Source organism: Rhodococcus sp. 06-418-5 (assembly GCF_002258285.1).
Classification (GTDB): domain Bacteria; phylum Actinomycetota; class Actinomycetes; order Mycobacteriales; family Mycobacteriaceae; genus Rhodococcoides.
Genome location: NZ_NOYE01000014.1, coordinates 20,185 through 35,185 on the forward strand (window position 1 = coordinate 20,185; position 15,001 = coordinate 35,185).

Sequence of the window (15,001 nt, forward strand, 5' to 3'; positions counted from 1 at the left end):
TACGAATTTCTGCTCACGACCTCGGTGCCACCGAGGCCCGCTCCACCGAGTTGAGCGCGCGCACATGTCCGCGCGGTGCACTCGCGCCACGACCGACGAGAGTCAGGGTACGAGGTTCGTTCGGTGCCAGGTGGAACCACGAGTCCGACACCTCGAAGCCGTCGATGTCGACGCAGACGTACTGCGCCGGCCAGTCGGCTCGGACGGTCAGTTCCCAGTTCCCCGAGATCGTTTCGACGACACTGGCGACCAATCCCACCGTGTTCTGCCGACTCTGCGCGCCGACGAGCGCGGTGGTTCGCGCCACCTCCACACCATTGTCGTCCGAGAACACGACCGTGACGGCGGAGTAGGTTCGACTGCCGAAGCGGTAGGCATGGTTGGCGTCGGTGAAGGTACCGACGATCGAATCCACCGTCAGTGCGACGGATCCGTTCGCCGGGGCGTGCACCGCACGTTCGTACTCGTGGCTGCCGCGGCAGGCGTGCAACATCACTCGGATACTGCCCGAGCGTGCCGGCCCGTCGTTGACCAGTTCCACCGAATAGCCGTCGAGTCCGTTGTCGGACAACAGCAATGCCACCGGGGCGCTTGCCCGCGCCAATGCGTAGAAGGGAGCCTTGGGCACACCGGCGGTGTCGACGATGCCCCAGCCTGCGCCGGGGACGGTGTCTCGTAGCGTCAGCACGAGGGCTCCGGCGCACCCCGAGGATGCTCGACGCCAATGGCCGAACGCTTCGGTGAAGGCTTCGACGATCGCCGCTCTGCCGTAATCGAGGTACAGCTCTGCGTCGTCCCGCCGGATCAGGTGCGGGTCGACGCCGAAGATCGTGCGTACGTAGTGATCTCGCACGTCCTCGAAATCCCAGGACGAGCCGCGGTCACGGGGGACGGCGGCCTTCCAGTCCGGGTGGTGACCGGCGACGGCCGCGGACCCGAAGAATTTCTCCACCTGCGCCCGCTCCGGGGGGACTGCGAAGGCCAGGCATTCTGCCGCGAAACGCACGCCGGCAGTGCGGATATCGGACAGTGGCCGGAGGTATCCGCCCACGCCGAAGTAGTGCGCGATGCCGTCGCCCACGTGTGTGTGCAGTTCTCCGCTCACGCTGGACGGGCTCGATGTCACGTACGCGACTCCGGGTAGGCGATCGGCGAGAAAATCGGGAACGACGCTGTCCAGCATCGTCATTCGCTGATCATCGGCCGCGAGTCCCACCATCGTGGGTTGCTGCTGGGTCTCGCTTCCGCCACTGACGACCATCAGGGCAGGGTTGGCCGAGACGGTGTCGGCGAACGCGTCGAGCTCGCGGGTTACCGCTGCGGTGTAGGCGTCGTCGGTGGGCGGGTCGATGGTGCCGAACATGACGTCCTGCCACACCATGATGCCCAGTTCCGCACACAGGGACCAGAATTCGGGCTGCTCGTACACCAGGGTGCCGACGACGCGCACCATGTTCAGGCCCGCCGACCGGAGCTGCTCGAGTGCCGCCCGCAGTTCGGGCTCCGGCGACCACAACCGCACCGGGTCAAGCGGGGTCCACGTTCCTCCGCGACAGAAGACGTTCTCACCGTTGACCGTCAGGATTGCGCCGCCGGCCGTGCGGTCCAGGTCGACCGTACGAAACCCGACGACACCCATGGGATGCACGACGCCGTCCACCTCGAGCGCGACGCGATAGGTCCGCGGTCGGCCGTGAGTGTGGGGCCACCAGAGTTCGACGTCGGGTAGCGTCACCGACCGGTCGATATGCTCGACGGTTCCGAGTTCGACCGTGTGAACTCCGGACACGGTGTCGTCGATCATGATTCGAGCCGCCGCTGGCGCATCGAGCTCGGCGCGCAGTGTGACGATGCCGTCCGTACCCGATACCGCCGTCGACAGGTCGACACGACGAACGTCGGGAATCACCGACATCGACACCGGGCGCCACGGTCCGACCGGTACCGGAAGGGGCCCGTACACGGGTGCGCGTCCGAGCATCGTCGTCCGCTCGTGCCTCAGCCCCTGCGCGGCGATCATCGACGATCGCCAGCGACCGCGTGCGCGTCGAGACTTCAGATGCGCACTCAGCGATTCGATGTGGACGGCGATGGCGACGGTGTCACCGCAGTCCGTCAGATCGAGAGTCTCGGGAACGAACATCGACGTCACGGTTCGGCGATGGACGCCGTCGATCCAGATCTGGGCACGGGTTGCGATGCCACCGAAACTCGTTCGCACCCGGCGATGGTCACCGGTGGGGACATCGGCGACGAACCACCAGTCGTGATCGTCCGGATTCACTGCCGGTGAGCTCCCGAGCGCGGTGGCAACCGTGCCCGGCACCACCGCGTCGATCCAGTCGAGATCGTCTCGTAGGTCGCGGGGGTCGAGAACGGAACCGGCGTCGGTTCGGGCCAGACGCCACCGAACGCCGTCGAGCAGATCGATCACGTGCCCAATGCACCCGCAACGATGTCCATGGCCGCCATCCAGTTCTTGCTCATCTCGATCAGCGGCTCGTCGAGCACCACGTCCCGGCCACGTGCTGCGCGTGCCATCCGGAACTGAACGGCCTTGGCACCGGAGGCGGCGGCGAGAAAGTGCGGAGCGGCAACGGCGGTGCCCGCTACGCCTCGGCCTTCGAGGTAGTGCACATAGTTCGCGGCGAGTTCTGCCGTTGCGCCGAACTGCCGGAGCAGGCCGAACGACCACAGATGGAAGGCGTCGGGGCCGGCGGTCTGCACGAGCGGGATGTCGGCGATGATTCGGCGGGCCAGCGCATCGACCGGGTTACCCGGAGCGCGGCGCGCCAGGTGTGCGCGAGCGACATCGAGGTCACGGCCATCGAAACCGGCGTCGAGAACCGCGGCGTCCACTTTGATCTGCTCGACGTACGGCAGCAGCACCTCGGCGTGCGGTTCCGGAGCGAGATTGAAAATGCCGTCGAAATCGGCCCCGGTGAGCTCGAAGTAGCCCCGATTGTGGAAGTACCCCATCACCTTGGCGTCGCGATCGACGAGGTTGGGCACGATGGTGGTCTTGGTGTGCTGATTGCGGTAGCTGGTCCCCGCGGTGTCGGGCAGCCAGAAGCCGTCGACCTCCACGGTGACGTGGATGCCGTCTTCCAGGCCTTCGACGACGTGCTCGAGCACCGGGCGCCACACGTTCATCTCGGCGACACCGATGCCGTACAGGGTGCGTAGGTCCTCGGGCGCGATCTTCACGAAGTCCCACTGTCGCCCGTCGCATCCGGCGCTCAGCACGAAAGCGAGAGCGGGGGTCGGATCGGCACCGAACGAATGCAGAACTTCGATCCAGAGGTCGACGTAACAGTTGGTTTCGGTCCAGATGCGGTCGTGATTGTGTATCGGGTGCGGTCGGTAACTGATGGGGTCGAGTTCCAGGACTCGAAGGCTGGTCCCGAGCCTGTCCAGCACTGCATCGTTCGACATGAAGCCTCTCCTACCGGATCGAATGTCGGACGGTCCCCGAGCCGCATTTGTCCGTATTGCCTGTATCCAGGCCCCTAATCCTAACGAATCGGTTTGTTCTTCGCACTCGATCGGACGGTAGGATTGTTTTTGCCCGGACGAACTACCTGCGCGGCCACCACCTCGACAGCAGTGATTCCTGCCCCCGATACCGGGGGCAATCACAGAGCGAGCAGTCGGTTCCGCGCCGGTAATGCTGGTGCGCAGCTTGTTCGTGATGGCACTTACACAACGGCTCTGAGCTGGGCACATGCCGAGTGTAGACAACACCTGACACATCCACGCCCAACTCGGGTTCGCATGAGGAGGCACACGCGCGATGCGCCGTTTTGCAACCAGCGCCGCGCTGGTCATCGGCTGGGCTCTGCTCGCAGCCGTAGTCGGAATGTTCCTCGTTCGCCAGATAGGTGTGACGGAGATCACTTTCGTTGCCTTCGTCGTCGGCGCTCCCTATCTCGGTATCGCCTCGATCGTCGCCGTGCTGTTGTTCGCCGCGGCGCGCTCGCGTATCGGATCGGCCGTCGCAGTACTGGTGACCATCGCGGTGGTCGGGGTTCAGGTGCCGATGTTCCTCGCGGACGGCCCGGACAACACCGGACCGGAACTGTCGGTCCTGACGATCAACGTGGCGCACGGTGACGCCGACGCCGCGTCCATCGTCGACGCGGTGCGCAGCAACGATGTCGACATTCTCGCTGTCCAGGAACTGACCCCGGAAGAGGTCACCGATCTACAGGCCGCAGGCATCGACGACCTTCTGCCGTTCTCCTTCACCGCTGCGCTCCCGGTCGCCGATGGCACCGGACTGTGGAGCCGCACCCCGCTGACCGACGGCACCCGCCTCGACAACTTCGGATTCGTACCGGTGCAGGCGAGAACCACCGTCGACGGGCAGGAGCTGACCGTCGTGTCCTTCCACGCTATGTCTCCTGCCACACCGCGCCACACCACCGAGTGGGATGCCGACCTGGCCCGGATGCGGTCGATCATGGACACCTACCAGGGCACTGTGATGGTCGCCGGCGATTTCAACGCCACCAACGACCACCGGCAGTTCCGCACGTTGGCATCGTCTCCGTTCTCCGACGCGGCCGACGGGGCGGGTGCCGGCCTGTTCCGCACGTTCCCGTCGGAGCGTCCGCTCGCGCGCCTGGACCATGTGGTGACGAGTGAGAACGTCCGCGCCCGGTCGGTCGAGCCGTTGGCGATCCCGGACAGCGATCACCTGGCCGTTCTCGCGGAGTTGCAGCTGCCCTGAACTGGGCGGCCGCCGGCACCGGCTAGAAGCGGGGCAACTCGATCACCGGTGCGGGCGGGAGCTGGATCTGCGGCAACTGGATCTGCGGCAGGCCGGGGATCAGCGGAGCCGGGGCCGGCGCAGGAGCAGGCGCGGCGGGCGGCACGTATTCCGGCTCGGAGTACGTCCGGGCCGGAGCCTGAGCTGCCTCGGTGGTCGGCGGCACGGTGGTGGTGGGTGCTGCGGTGGTGGGCGGCACGGTGGTCCTCGGCGTCGTGGGCTCCGCAGTGGCGGGTGCGGTCGTCTCGGTCGGTGCACTCGTCGGCTCCGTGGAGCTGCCGCCGTACCCCAGGGACAACCCGAGTGCGGCGACTGCGACGAGACCGCCTGCGACCAGTACTGCGCCGCGCACCTTGCGCTTGGAGTCGGCGGGCTTGTCGGCTCCGGGCTCCGGGCTCAACCAGTCCGGAGCCCCGGTCAACGATGCGGGATCGGACGGAGACTGCCGAACGCCCGGCTGCGGGCCCGGTCGGCGCGGTGCGTCGGCCACCGGAGTCGCGAGCAGCGCCGCGCCGCGTGCGGCCACCGATTCCGGGTTCGCCGGGGTTACGACGGGGAGGCCGATCCACGCCGTGAGAATCGATTCGACCAGCGGAATGCGTGCTCCACCGCCGATGAGGAACAGCGCGTCGACGTGCTTGGGTGACCGACTGATCACGTCACGGACCAACCGTGCCGAGTACTCGATCGGAACGGTCACCAGAGACTCGAACGACTCGCGCGAGATCAGGATCACGCCGCCGTCACCGGGCAGGCAGACCGCGCCGCTGGTCGAGAGCTGCTCCTTGGCCACTCGGCATCGCGCGGTGAACTCGCTCAGTTCCTGGTTGTCGGCGATGTCGACGCCCTGCTTGGCGAGCTGGTTGTCCGAGATGAGCCGATCGAAATCGTCGCCGCTGATGTCGATGGTGCGCTCGGCGAGCAGGACCTGCCCGGTGCCGCGGTCGATGACACTGATCGTCAGTCCGGAGCTGCCGAGATCGTAGAGAGCGATGGTGCCGAAGTGTCCCAGTTCGCCCGACGCCTCGAGGTACTGCAACGCTGCTCGCGCCTCGGGAACCAGTCGGTAGTTGTAGAGCCGCTGACTCGCCATCGCCTGCTGGATCTCGCCGAACTGCTGCTGGTCTCGATACGCGACGCCCGTCGCTTGCACCGGTCCGCCGTCGCCCGGCTGCGAGAGCACGACGCCGATCGATTCGGCGGCCAATTCCTCCGCGCGGTCCCAGTAGGCGTCGACGGTGTCGTGGTGGAAGTCGAGCCGACCCGAATCCTGAGGGCGCGCGTCGGGGCGAGCCATGCGCACGGCACTGGCTCCCACCGACACGCCGAGAACTTCGGTCATTACCCGCCTTCGGTCGACTTCCCCGTGAACACACGCCGAGACTCGATGTCACGAACGAGTCTCGATCCCCCTGCCAATGGCTCACTGTAGCGCGTCCCGCAGTGCACAGTGCAGCACCCGACCACAGCACTACAGTTGCGGGCATGCGCGTTCTGTTCGTCTGCACCGGGAACATCTGCCGATCGCCCACAGCCGAGCGACTTGCGGCTGCTTTCGCGCGCGAGGGCGGGTTCGAGCTGACCGCGAGCAGCGCCGGAACGCAGGGTTTGACCGGACATGCCATGGACCCGACGGCTGCGACGGTGCTGACGCAGCTCGGCGGCGACCCGGACGGTTTCGTCGCCCGACGCCTCACGCCTGCGATCGCTGCCGACGCCGACCTCGTTCTGACGATGACGGCGGCACATCGAGACGCCGTTCTCGCCCTTGCACCGCGACAGATGCGTCGCACCTTCACGCTGCTCGAGGCGGCCGGTCTCGCTGCCGCGTCGGGCGCGAGCACCGTTGCCACCCTGGCCGACGCACGGGCGGTGCACCGTGTCGACACACTCGACATCGGCGATCCGTATCGGCGTGATCACTCGGTGTACGAGCAGGCCGGGGAGTTGATCGCGGAGACGCTGCCTCAGGTTCTGCGGTTGTCGACCCAGTGACCGTCCACCTCTCACCACTCCGCTCGCTGAGGTAACGTTCTCGCATCATTGCCGACCATCCGGGTCCGGCCACGGCGTTAGGGTCTGTGCATGCGCGACAAGGTCATCGCGTCGGCAGCAGTGGCGAGCGCCGGCGTGGCCGTCGCAGTGGGTTTGACCATCGGCGCTCTCGGTGGTGCGTTCGACGATTCGAGCGAGACCGTTCGTCCGCCGGCTCTGAAGTCGGACAGCCTGAGTTCGGTCGAGACGACACCGACCTCGACGATCGTCATCGTCCCGCCGTCGCCCACATGGCAGGTCGCGGTACCCACCACCGCTCGCCCCACGACGACGACTCCGGATCGGCCCGAGACCACGACGCGTAGTCCGCGCCGAACCCCGTCCTCGGACCGCACGACGACCACCACCTCGACGGAGGATTCGGACGACGAGAGCAGCACCACGGAACCCGAGTCGGACGCCGGCCCCTAGGCACCGGCCGAATGTGGTCAGCCGGGCTTCGTCAACGCCGTGTTGTCACCGATTCTCAACGCGGCCACCAGTTCTCGGTAGAGCGAGTCGGTGTTCATGAGCTCGGAGTGCGTGCCCCTGGCGCGGACAACTCCGTCCTCCATCACGAGGATCGTGTCGGCGTCGAGCACGGTGGACAACCTGTGCGCGATGGTCACGACGGCCGAGTCGGTCGCGATCGATCGGATCACCTGGTGGATCGCCGCCTCGGTGCGGCCGTCGACCTGAGCGGTTGCCTCGTCGAGCAGAAGAATTTCCGGACGCCGAACGATGGCCCTGGCCAACGCAATTCGTTGACGCTGTCCGCCGGAGACGGTCGATCCGATCAGGTCGGTGTCCAGCCCTTGGTCCAACGCACGGATCGCCGAGTCCAGATGCACCGATTCGAGCGCCGCCCAGATGTCGGCCTCGCTGGCCTCGGGATGGCTGAACAGCAGGTTCTCTCGGATCGAGCCGGGAAGAACCGGCGTCTCCTGCTCCACGTAGGACAACCGGGCTCGTACCTCGTCGATGGTCAGCTCGTCGTACGGGGTTCCGCCGAGCCTGATCTCGCCGGCCTCGGGCGTCAGGAAGCGCAGGATCAGCGAGAAGACGCTGGTCTTGCCCGCCCCCGACGGTCCGACGATCGCGGTGTGTCCACGCGCGGGCACCTCGAGGTCCATCCCGCGCACGGCCGGCTCCCTACCTGGTGCGTATCGTGCTGTGACGCTGCGGAATTCGAGGGCCGGAGCGGGCGCACGGGTCTTCTCCGACCGGTTCGATGCCGTCTCCCCTTTCTCGGTGACCAGGTCGTCGATCTGGCGAATACGGGCCGCCGCGGCCATACCGGCCTGCAGTGCGGTGATGTTCGTGGCCAGTGTGGACACCGGGCCCATCACCTGGAATGCGTACAGCAGAAACGCGATCAGGCTGGACACGGCCAGCGCTCCGGTACTGACGCGATAGCCGCCGAGGCCGAGGATTCCGATGATCGCCAACTGCACTCCGCCTCCGGCGAACGTCCATGCCAACGCGGAGATCTTGACCGCCCTGACGCTGTGCTGAGCGGAGATTCGCGCCTCGGAGATGACTCGCTCCGATTCGCGGGCCTCGGCCCTGCTGGACTTGACGGTCCGAATCGCCCGCAGCGTGCCGTCGAGAATTCCGCCGAGGCGGCCCACTGCCTCCTGGGATTGCCGCTGTGCGACGGCGATCGGAGGCATCAGGCGAGCGAACAGCACCGCGATCGCAATGATGGCCACGGCGATCGCGCCGAGCAGCACCAGATCCAGCACGGCCATGAGAATCAGTGCGCCGACGAGGCCGACCACACTGTTGACTATGGCCACCAACGCATTCGATGTGGCCTCGCGTAGCAGAACGGTGTCGGAGGTGACCCGGGTGACGAGTTCTCCGGTGGGCCGGGTGCCCAGACTTCCGACGGTGGCACCGAAATACTTGCGCACGATGGATTTACGGGCGTCCAGGACCACGCGTTCGGCCAGGACGCCCAGCACGATCCACTGCAGATACAGAACCAGTGAGCCCACCACGAGCAGACCGACCAGGATCAGCACCGGCATTATCAGGGACGAGTCGGTGCCGAGACCGTCGAGCACTCCTTTGGCGACCATCGGCGTCGCCAGGGCTGCTCCGGTGCCGATCAGACCGAGTGTCAGGCCGAGCGAGAGAGTCCGGCGGTGCGGGCGAACGAACTGCCACAGCACGCGCAGATTCGGGACCGTGATCTTCTTCTTCTCTGCCGTAGCGATCTGCACGTCGACCATGGCACCAGTGTGCCGGATCGGGCGGTGGGGTCTAGGTCGCGTTCCAGATCATGTGCACGGTCGTACCGTCCTGGTCCGAGGTGACGGCGGCGCTGTCGGCCAGCGCCCGCATCAGCGGCACACCACGCCCGCGGTTGGGATCGGAGTTGTGCGATGCCCAGTCCCCGCGATCGGTCACCCGCACTTCTATCCGACCCTCCGCGGCACATGTGACCCGAATGTCGAGTGTCCCGCGATCGGTGTGGTCTCGATACGCGTGCTCGACGCTGTTCGCTATCGCCTCGTACGTGGCCAGCACCACGTCGTACGCACGATCGGGGTCGACGCCCACATTGCCCAACCAGTCACCGAGCTCACGACGAAGCTCCGACGCTCGATCCGCATCGGCAGGTTCACCGGTGAACAGCAGTTCTTCCATTCGCGCACCTGCCGTCGAGATCGAGCTGTCGGTACGTGAGTCGTCACCTCCGAAGAGAGTCGCCATCATGAATCCCGTCTACCCAAAAGTTCAGGATCTACCCGCATGAATTGCAACGAATGCTTCGTCGACCGTTGCATAGATTCCGAACACCTCGTCCAAACCGACGAGAGTGAGAGGCCGTCCGGTCGCCGGACCGTCCGCGACCACTGCAAACCCGGCCTCGCCGCCGAGCTGCTGATGCGTCGACGCCAGCAGAGACATGCCCGCGGAGGCGAGAAATCCCACATCACTGAGATCGATCACCACAGCCGTCGGCGATTTCTCGAGCACGAGAGCGACCGACTCGGACAGATCGGGGGCAGTCACCAGATCCAGTTCACCGGACACCGCCAGAACGACGTCCTGGTCACGCCATTCCACGATCACATCGAAGTGCTGGGGCCCGAGGCCCATGTCGTCCGCAGTCACACGAAGACTTTACCTCGCCTCACCCTGGCGGACTTTCTCCCGATCGGCCGAGTGACCCGACTCCCGTTAGGCTCGCTTCGGTGATCGAGGGACTGCACAGCGCGAACCGTCGCGAATCTCGCCGTCGTTCGGCCGGCGAATACGTCGCGGTCACGGTCGGCGGCGCGGTCGGTGCGGCGTTGCGGTACGAGGTCTGGACGTGGCGGGCATCGCCGAGGTGGCTGCTGGTGAGCACGTTCGGAGTGAACGTGTTCGGATGCCTCGTCGTCGGTGCGGCGTTGGGGTATCTGTGGGGCCGACCGGCTCCGGTTGCCCGTGCAACAGTGTTCGGGCTGGCGTGCGGGTTCACCACGTTCGGTCTGTACGCATTCCACGCCGTGACGCATCGTGGTGCATGGAATTCGGTTGTCTATCTGCTGGCCACACCGGTGGTGGCGCTCGTCGCGATGGCATTCGGCGCGGCGATCACGAGGCCGAGGACGGGCAGCGCTCGATGACGACGATGCTCCTGGTGGCCGCCGGAGGCGGACTCGCTGCGCTCGGGCAGTTCGTGTTCTCGCACGCGATCAGGTCTCGGCGACGGTTGTCCGCAGTGAATCTGGTGGCGTGCGCGGCCTTGGGACTGGTGTTCGCGCTCGATCCACCGGACCGGTTTCGTTCGCTCGTTGGCGTCGGATTTCTGGCCTCGGTGGCTCCGATGGCCACCGTGGTGCTGGCCACGCTTCGGCTCACTCGGGATCAGCAGTATCGCAGCGCTGCAACGTTCTTCGCGGCGAATGTGGTGGGCGGTATCGCCGCGGTGATGTTCGGGTTCCTGGCGTGGAAGTCCGGGATCACGCTCTATCACAAGATCGTCTGACTCGGATCCGTCAGTCGCTCGTCGAGTCCTCGCACGACCCCTGCAGTCCGGCCTTGACGAATCCGGCGATCTGATAGAGGTAGGTGAATTCCCATTCGACGAGGGAGAAGTCGTAGGAGCGTGGCGTCGGACGCATGGTGACGGTGCCGTCGAAGCATCGATCGAAGATGTAGCGGGCGCGCGGTAGGTGATATCGCCAGGTGACGACGATGACGTGGTTCCACCCGCGTTCGTGGGCGAGCTCCTGGGAGAAGATGGCCTCTCCGCGCGTGGTCGACGGCACCGGCGGGATACACAGCACCTCGAACTTCTGTGACGACGTGGCACACGCCTTCTTCATCGTCGAGTCACCGGATCCGTAGGGATCGGAGAGCACAACCGTCTTCGCCAGACCCTGCTCGGCGAGCGAGATTCCGTAGGCCTCGCGGCCGTCGTGTTCACCGCCCAGTACGACGATCGCGTCGGCCGTGGTCAGCGGATCGACGCGAGCCTTGGTGAACGTGACGTATCCGCCGACACCGATCGCGGACACCAGGACAACAGGGATCGCGAAGGCGAGAAACAGCAGCAGGCGTCCGCGGAACACCTCCCCAGGTTAGGGAAGGCGCTCCGCGGGCGCGCGGTCAGCGACTCACATCACTCACTCGGCTGCGGAACCGTGACGTTGCAGTCGGTCACCTCGGGGTTGATACCGAAGTAGTTGAGCGGGCCTGCGACGACGGTCAGCGCGATGGTGCCTGCGCCTGCGCAGTTCTCCGGTGCGCTCTCGAAATCTCCGCGCTGGTACGACGCGAATGCGCCGATGATCAACCAGACGAGAACGATCAGTGTTACGAACCTCATGGTGCCCCCTTAGGCGGTCAGCCGCCGTTCGGCTGTCGGGAGCCAGGTATGTCCGATTGTCGCAGTCTTCAAACTGTGTCTAGTCGTTCTGCCTGGCCAACGTCTGCGACAGGTAGTCGCTCAGTGCCTGTTCCTGGACGCGATCGAGGGCGCGGGCGAGTTCTGCCTGTGCCGATTTCATCGCCAGTGCGCGCATCTTCTCGAACATCTCGGTCGTCTCGGCCACCTCCCCCGATTTGGGGAGCCAGCCGGGACCGTGTTGCGCGATCAGGTGGTCGGTCACGCTGCCCACCATCGACTCGGCGATGGCGTTCATCTTCGAGGCGGTTCGTTCGTGTTGGTCGAGCAGTTGTTCCAGGGTGAAGCCGTACTGGCTCAGATCGACGAACACCTCGAGGAGGGTGGGGTCGAGAATCTCGCATTGGCCCCCGTCGATTCTGATCAGTTTCGCTTCGATCAGGCGGGCAACGATGTCGTCGTTGTCCTCGCCGAGAAATTGCGCGATCAGTTCGACGGGAATGATCGTGGTCTCGGCCGACGACCACTTGCGAGTCACGATTTCCTGCAGGCCCAGTATCTCTTCCAGGTCCTTGCCCTGCTCCCAGCCCGAGAGGAAATCCGCGATGTGCGCCGAGGTGAAACCCCGCTGGAGCAGCGAGTCGATCACTTTCAGTCGCGTCAGGTGATCGTCGTTGTAGATGCCGACTCGTCCTCGGAGCGTGGGCGGCGGCAGCAGACCGCGTTCCTGATACGCCCGCACGTTGCGAGTGGTCGTCTTGGCCTCTCGGGCCAAGTCGTCGATTCGATACTCCACCGAGCTCCCTACCTCCGCCGCGCGTCGACCCACAGGATATACGTCGACAACGCGGCGGAAGGAGGATCGCAGTCCGAACGTCAGCACGGCGACGGGCGTGCTCCGGAGCAATTCACGACCGGGCGACGGCCCGTGCCGGTTCGAGCGGCACGTCGACGCGGCGCGGAACGATGGTGAAGTCGTCCTGCTCGACGTGGCGGAGTTGATCGACGTACTGGGTGGCGAAGCCGGGGAACATGGTGGCGTTGAAGCCGTCCTCGGTGAGATACCAACTGCTGCAACCGGAATTCCAGGTCGTCTTGGCGAGTTTGCGCTGCATGTCCTCGTTGTACGCATCCTGGACGTCCTGGCGTACATCGGCGCTGTGCAGATTTCCCTCGAGCACGAGAGAGATCGCCTCGACGAGGTAATCGATCTGCGCCTCCATGTACACCAGCGCCGAACTGTGCCCCGGGCCGGAGTTGGGACCGAACGTGAAGTACATGTTCGGATAGCCCGATACCGCAATACTCTTGTACGCCTTGGCCCCTGCGCTCCACTCGTCGGCCAGCACCCGACCGTCGCGTCCGGTGATCGGTATGGGAGTCCCGGTATTCGAGACGTCGAATCCGGTGGCGAACACGATCGCGTCGAATTGGTGCTCGACGCCTTCGACGGTCCGAATTCCCTTGGGCGAGAGCGTCGCGATCGGCCAGGTCACCAGCGTGCAGTTCGGCTTCTGCAGCGCCGGGTAGTAGTCACTGGTCATCAGCAGTCGCTTGCAGCCGGCCCGGAAACGAGGTGTCAGCTGCCGCCTCAGCCAGGGATCGCGAACCTGACGGCGCAGATGGGCTCGTCCGACCGTTTCGACGATGCGTGTCAACGGGGTCTTCCACACGACACCGAGTGCGACGGATTCGTGCCCCCAGAACCACAGCGACCGGGCCAGGGTCTGGGCCTGCGGGAACCGCGCGTACAGACGCTGTGTGCTGTTCCGCGTTCTCCGATTGACTCGGGGCAGCGTCCACCCGGGGGTGCGTTGGAACACCTTGACCGTATCGGCGATCTTCACCAGTTCGGGAACGATCTGCACGGCGCTCGCTCCGGTTCCGACGACGGCGATCTTCTTACCCGCGAAGTCGTAGTCGTGATCCCACCGAGCACTGTGAATCTTGCGCCCCTCGTAGGTGTCGATTCCACGGATGTTCGGCAGGCTGGCGTTGGCGAGCGGCCCCGACGCCATGACCACGGTGCGTGCCCGAACATCGGCGTGCCCGTCGATGCTCAGGTGCCAGTGCCCGGACGCCTCGTTCCAGATGATGTCGACGACGTTGTGCCCGAATCGAATACGCGACTCTATGTCGAACTCGTCGACCATCGTGTGGATGTAGTCGAGAATCTCGCTACTACCGGAGTAGGTGTGCGACCAGTTAGGATTGGGCGCAAAACTGTACGAGTACAACCGGGACGGGATGTCGCACGCCGCGCCCGGATAGGTGTTGTCGCGCCAGGTTCCGCCGACGGCGCTGCCGCGTTCGAGGATGACGAAGTTCTCGATTCCTCTGTTGCGCAGTCGGATGGCGGAGCCGATTCCGGCGAAACCTGCACCGACGATCACCGCGTCGAGTACGGCTTCGCGCACGTCGAACTCGCTCATGCGACGGGCTCGTAGGTCAGTTCCTTGGCCCAGGTCGGCTCGGAATTGAGTGTCCTGCTCGGGTATCGGCGAGTGAGCTTCACCAGCCCGTCCGCCAGGACGTGGTACGGGTGCTTGCGGTTGATCACGATGCTGCCGTGCCACTGCACGATGCGATACATCGGTACCCGCAAGGCCACCGGGCTGCGTTCCCCGACACTCTTGAATCGCTTCATCGCGGTGTACAGCCGCTCCTCGTCGACGCCCATCTCGACGATGTTGTCGCGCATCTTGTTCAGCAGCGGGATGTACCGCAGGGTGCCGACGATGAGGGCGGGGTTCATCCAAGCCCCGACGGTGTCGACCAAGATCTTGCGCATCCGCGAATGTCCGAGCAGTTCGATGACCGCGAAATCGACTGCCAGGTGGCGTGATTCGTCGGAGTTGATCTTCTTGAAGACAGCCTGACAGACCGGATCCTCGATCTCGTCCATGATGAATTTCACCAGCGCGCCGTCCAGCGCCACCTCGAGCATCGGTATGACGGTGCCCAGCACGGCCAGCGACAATCCGTCGGAATGCTTGTCGAGCCAGTCGATCACGAGCTTGACGTTGATGTTGGGCTCGGGCATCTCGTCGCCGTCGAGCATGCCCCAACGACGCATGAGAGCGAGCTCGGCGTTGGCGTGCTTCTGCTCCTCGGCGTGGAAGTAGCGATAGATCTCCGCCAGCGTCTCGTTCGGAGCCTTGAGCGCCATCGCCGCGAAACCACGAGCGCCCACGTTCTCGATCCACATCAGATCCGACATGAAGGGCTTGAGTTTGGCGTGCAGCTCGGGACCGATGGTCTCGGCGCCGGGGCCGTCCCAGTCGATGTCCGCCAAGGCCCACTGACGGTCCTTGATCTTGGTCAACATGTCTTCGAAATCCATTGCCATG

At 65.2% G+C, this 15,001-nt stretch carries 16 protein-coding genes; 5 read left to right on the forward strand and 11 right to left on the reverse strand.

Going from position 1 to position 15,001, the window contains the following annotated elements; all coding sequences use genetic code 11:
• Positions 1-13: 13 nt before the first annotated feature.
• Positions 14-2,434, reverse strand: coding sequence for a glycoside hydrolase family 2 protein (locus CH274_RS09925; protein WP_094657323.1), 2,421 nt, complete (start codon positions 2,432-2,434; stop codon positions 14-16).
• Positions 2,431-3,435, reverse strand: coding sequence for a DUF1839 family protein (locus CH274_RS09930; RefSeq protein ID WP_094657324.1), 1,005 nt, complete (start codon positions 3,433-3,435; stop codon positions 2,431-2,433). The genes CH274_RS09925 and CH274_RS09930 overlap by 4 nt, the downstream gene beginning before the upstream one ends.
• A gap of 358 nt (positions 3,436-3,793) precedes the next feature.
• Between CH274_RS09930 and CH274_RS09935 the strand changes: the two genes are divergently transcribed.
• Positions 3,794-4,732 (forward strand): endonuclease/exonuclease/phosphatase family protein, encoded by a 939-nt coding sequence (locus CH274_RS09935; protein ID WP_094657325.1) that lies wholly within the window; start codon positions 3,794-3,796, stop codon positions 4,730-4,732.
• Positions 4,733-4,754: 22 nt separating this feature from the next.
• Here the strand turns inward: CH274_RS09935 and CH274_RS09940 are convergent, their stop codons facing one another.
• Positions 4,755-6,113, reverse strand: coding sequence for an Hsp70 family protein (locus CH274_RS09940; protein WP_045196908.1), 1,359 nt, complete (start codon positions 6,111-6,113; stop codon positions 4,755-4,757).
• A gap of 143 nt (positions 6,114-6,256) precedes the next feature.
• Between CH274_RS09940 and CH274_RS09945 the strand changes: the two genes are divergently transcribed.
• A complete protein-coding gene (locus tag CH274_RS09945; RefSeq protein WP_094657326.1) occupies positions 6,257-6,766 on the forward strand; it encodes an arsenate reductase/protein-tyrosine-phosphatase family protein in 510 nt (169 codons plus the stop codon).
• Positions 6,767-6,856: 90 nt separating this feature from the next.
• A complete protein-coding gene (locus CH274_RS09950) occupies positions 6,857-7,237 on the forward strand; it encodes a hypothetical protein (protein ID WP_032396102.1) in 381 nt (126 codons plus the stop codon).
• A 17-nt stretch (positions 7,238-7,254) separates the two neighbouring features.
• On the opposite strand, the gene CH274_RS09955 is transcribed toward CH274_RS09950, so the two are convergent.
• The 3 genes from CH274_RS09955 to CH274_RS09965 are packed head-to-tail and all read right to left on the reverse strand — an operon-like array spanning position 7,255 to position 9,931.
• Entirely contained in the window at positions 7,255-9,042 is a 1,788-nt protein-coding gene (locus CH274_RS09955) for an ABC transporter ATP-binding protein (protein WP_094657327.1), read from the reverse strand.
• A gap of 31 nt (positions 9,043-9,073) precedes the next feature.
• Positions 9,074-9,529, reverse strand: a complete 456-nt coding sequence (locus tag CH274_RS09960; RefSeq protein ID WP_052049716.1) for an ATP-binding protein — start codon at positions 9,527-9,529, stop codon at positions 9,074-9,076.
• Positions 9,530-9,550: 21 nt separating this feature from the next.
• Positions 9,551-9,931 (reverse strand): STAS domain-containing protein, encoded by a 381-nt coding sequence (locus CH274_RS09965; RefSeq protein WP_371828371.1) that lies wholly within the window; start codon positions 9,929-9,931, stop codon positions 9,551-9,553.
• 80 nt (positions 9,932-10,011) lie between these two features.
• On the opposite strand from CH274_RS09965, the gene CH274_RS09970 reads away from it, so the two are divergent.
• Together CH274_RS09970 and CH274_RS09975 are read left to right on the forward strand one after the other, a co-directional pair.
• Positions 10,012-10,428: a fluoride efflux transporter FluC gene (locus CH274_RS09970; RefSeq protein WP_094645872.1), complete on the forward strand. Its 417-nt coding sequence runs from the start codon at positions 10,012-10,014 to the stop codon at positions 10,426-10,428.
• Complete coding sequence (locus CH274_RS09975; RefSeq protein WP_179275689.1) at positions 10,425-10,790, forward strand: CrcB family protein; 366 nt, start codon at positions 10,425-10,427, stop codon at positions 10,788-10,790. Before CH274_RS09970 ends, CH274_RS09975 begins: the two co-directional genes overlap by 4 nt.
• A 10-nt stretch (positions 10,791-10,800) precedes the next feature.
• Here CH274_RS09975 and CH274_RS09980 read toward each other — a convergent pair whose 3' ends face one another.
• From CH274_RS09980 to CH274_RS10000, 5 genes are all read right to left on the reverse strand, one after another.
• Positions 10,801-11,376 carry a YdcF family protein gene (locus CH274_RS09980; RefSeq protein WP_094657329.1) on the reverse strand — a complete coding sequence of 192 codons (576 nt, stop codon included), beginning with the start codon at positions 11,374-11,376 and terminating at the stop codon, positions 10,801-10,803.
• A gap of 50 nt (positions 11,377-11,426) precedes the next feature.
• Complete coding sequence (locus CH274_RS09985; protein WP_032396107.1) at positions 11,427-11,633, reverse strand: hypothetical protein; 207 nt, start codon at positions 11,631-11,633, stop codon at positions 11,427-11,429.
• 79 nt (positions 11,634-11,712) lie between these two features.
• Positions 11,713-12,447, reverse strand: a complete 735-nt coding sequence (locus CH274_RS09990) for a MerR family transcriptional regulator (RefSeq protein ID WP_094657542.1) — start codon at positions 12,445-12,447, stop codon at positions 11,713-11,715.
• Positions 12,448-12,559: 112 nt separating this feature from the next.
• The gene (locus tag CH274_RS09995; RefSeq protein ID WP_094645875.1) at positions 12,560-14,083 is read right to left on the reverse strand and encodes a flavin-containing monooxygenase; all 1,524 of its coding nucleotides are present in this window, start codon (positions 14,081-14,083) and stop codon (positions 12,560-12,562) included.
• The gene (locus tag CH274_RS10000; RefSeq protein ID WP_032396109.1) at positions 14,080-15,000 is read right to left on the reverse strand and encodes a hypothetical protein; all 921 of its coding nucleotides are present in this window, start codon (positions 14,998-15,000) and stop codon (positions 14,080-14,082) included. Before CH274_RS10000 ends, CH274_RS09995 begins: the two co-directional genes overlap by 4 nt.
• Between the last annotated feature and the right edge of the window lies 1 nt (position 15,001).

What these genes read in the sequence shown, in the direction of transcription:
- CH274_RS09995 (WP_094645875.1), bottom strand. Translation starts at nt 14,083, where the DNA reads ATGAGCGAGTTCGACGTGCGCGAAGCCGTACTCGACGCGGTGATCGTC.
- CH274_RS09975 (WP_179275689.1), top strand. Translation starts at nt 10,425, where the DNA reads ATGACGACGATGCTCCTGGTGGCCGCCGGAGGCGGACTCGCTGCGCTC.
- CH274_RS09960 (WP_052049716.1), bottom strand. Translation starts at nt 9,529, where the DNA reads ATGATGGCGACTCTCTTCGGAGGTGACGACTCACGTACCGACAGCTCG.
- CH274_RS09935 (WP_094657325.1), top strand. Translation starts at nt 3,794, where the DNA reads ATGCGCCGTTTTGCAACCAGCGCCGCGCTGGTCATCGGCTGGGCTCTG.
- CH274_RS09945 (WP_094657326.1), top strand. Translation starts at nt 6,257, where the DNA reads ATGCGCGTTCTGTTCGTCTGCACCGGGAACATCTGCCGATCGCCCACA.
- CH274_RS09985 (WP_032396107.1), bottom strand. Translation starts at nt 11,633, where the DNA reads ATGAGGTTCGTAACACTGATCGTTCTCGTCTGGTTGATCATCGGCGCA.
- CH274_RS10000 (WP_032396109.1), bottom strand. Translation starts at nt 15,000, where the DNA reads ATGGCAATGGATTTCGAAGACATGTTGACCAAGATCAAGGACCGTCAG.
- CH274_RS09950 (WP_032396102.1), top strand. Translation starts at nt 6,857, where the DNA reads ATGCGCGACAAGGTCATCGCGTCGGCAGCAGTGGCGAGCGCCGGCGTG.
- CH274_RS09955 (WP_094657327.1), bottom strand. Translation starts at nt 9,042, where the DNA reads ATGGTCGACGTGCAGATCGCTACGGCAGAGAAGAAGAAGATCACGGTC.
- CH274_RS09930 (WP_094657324.1), bottom strand. Translation starts at nt 3,435, where the DNA reads ATGTCGAACGATGCAGTGCTGGACAGGCTCGGGACCAGCCTTCGAGTC.
- CH274_RS09940 (WP_045196908.1), bottom strand. Translation starts at nt 6,113, where the DNA reads ATGACCGAAGTTCTCGGCGTGTCGGTGGGAGCCAGTGCCGTGCGCATG.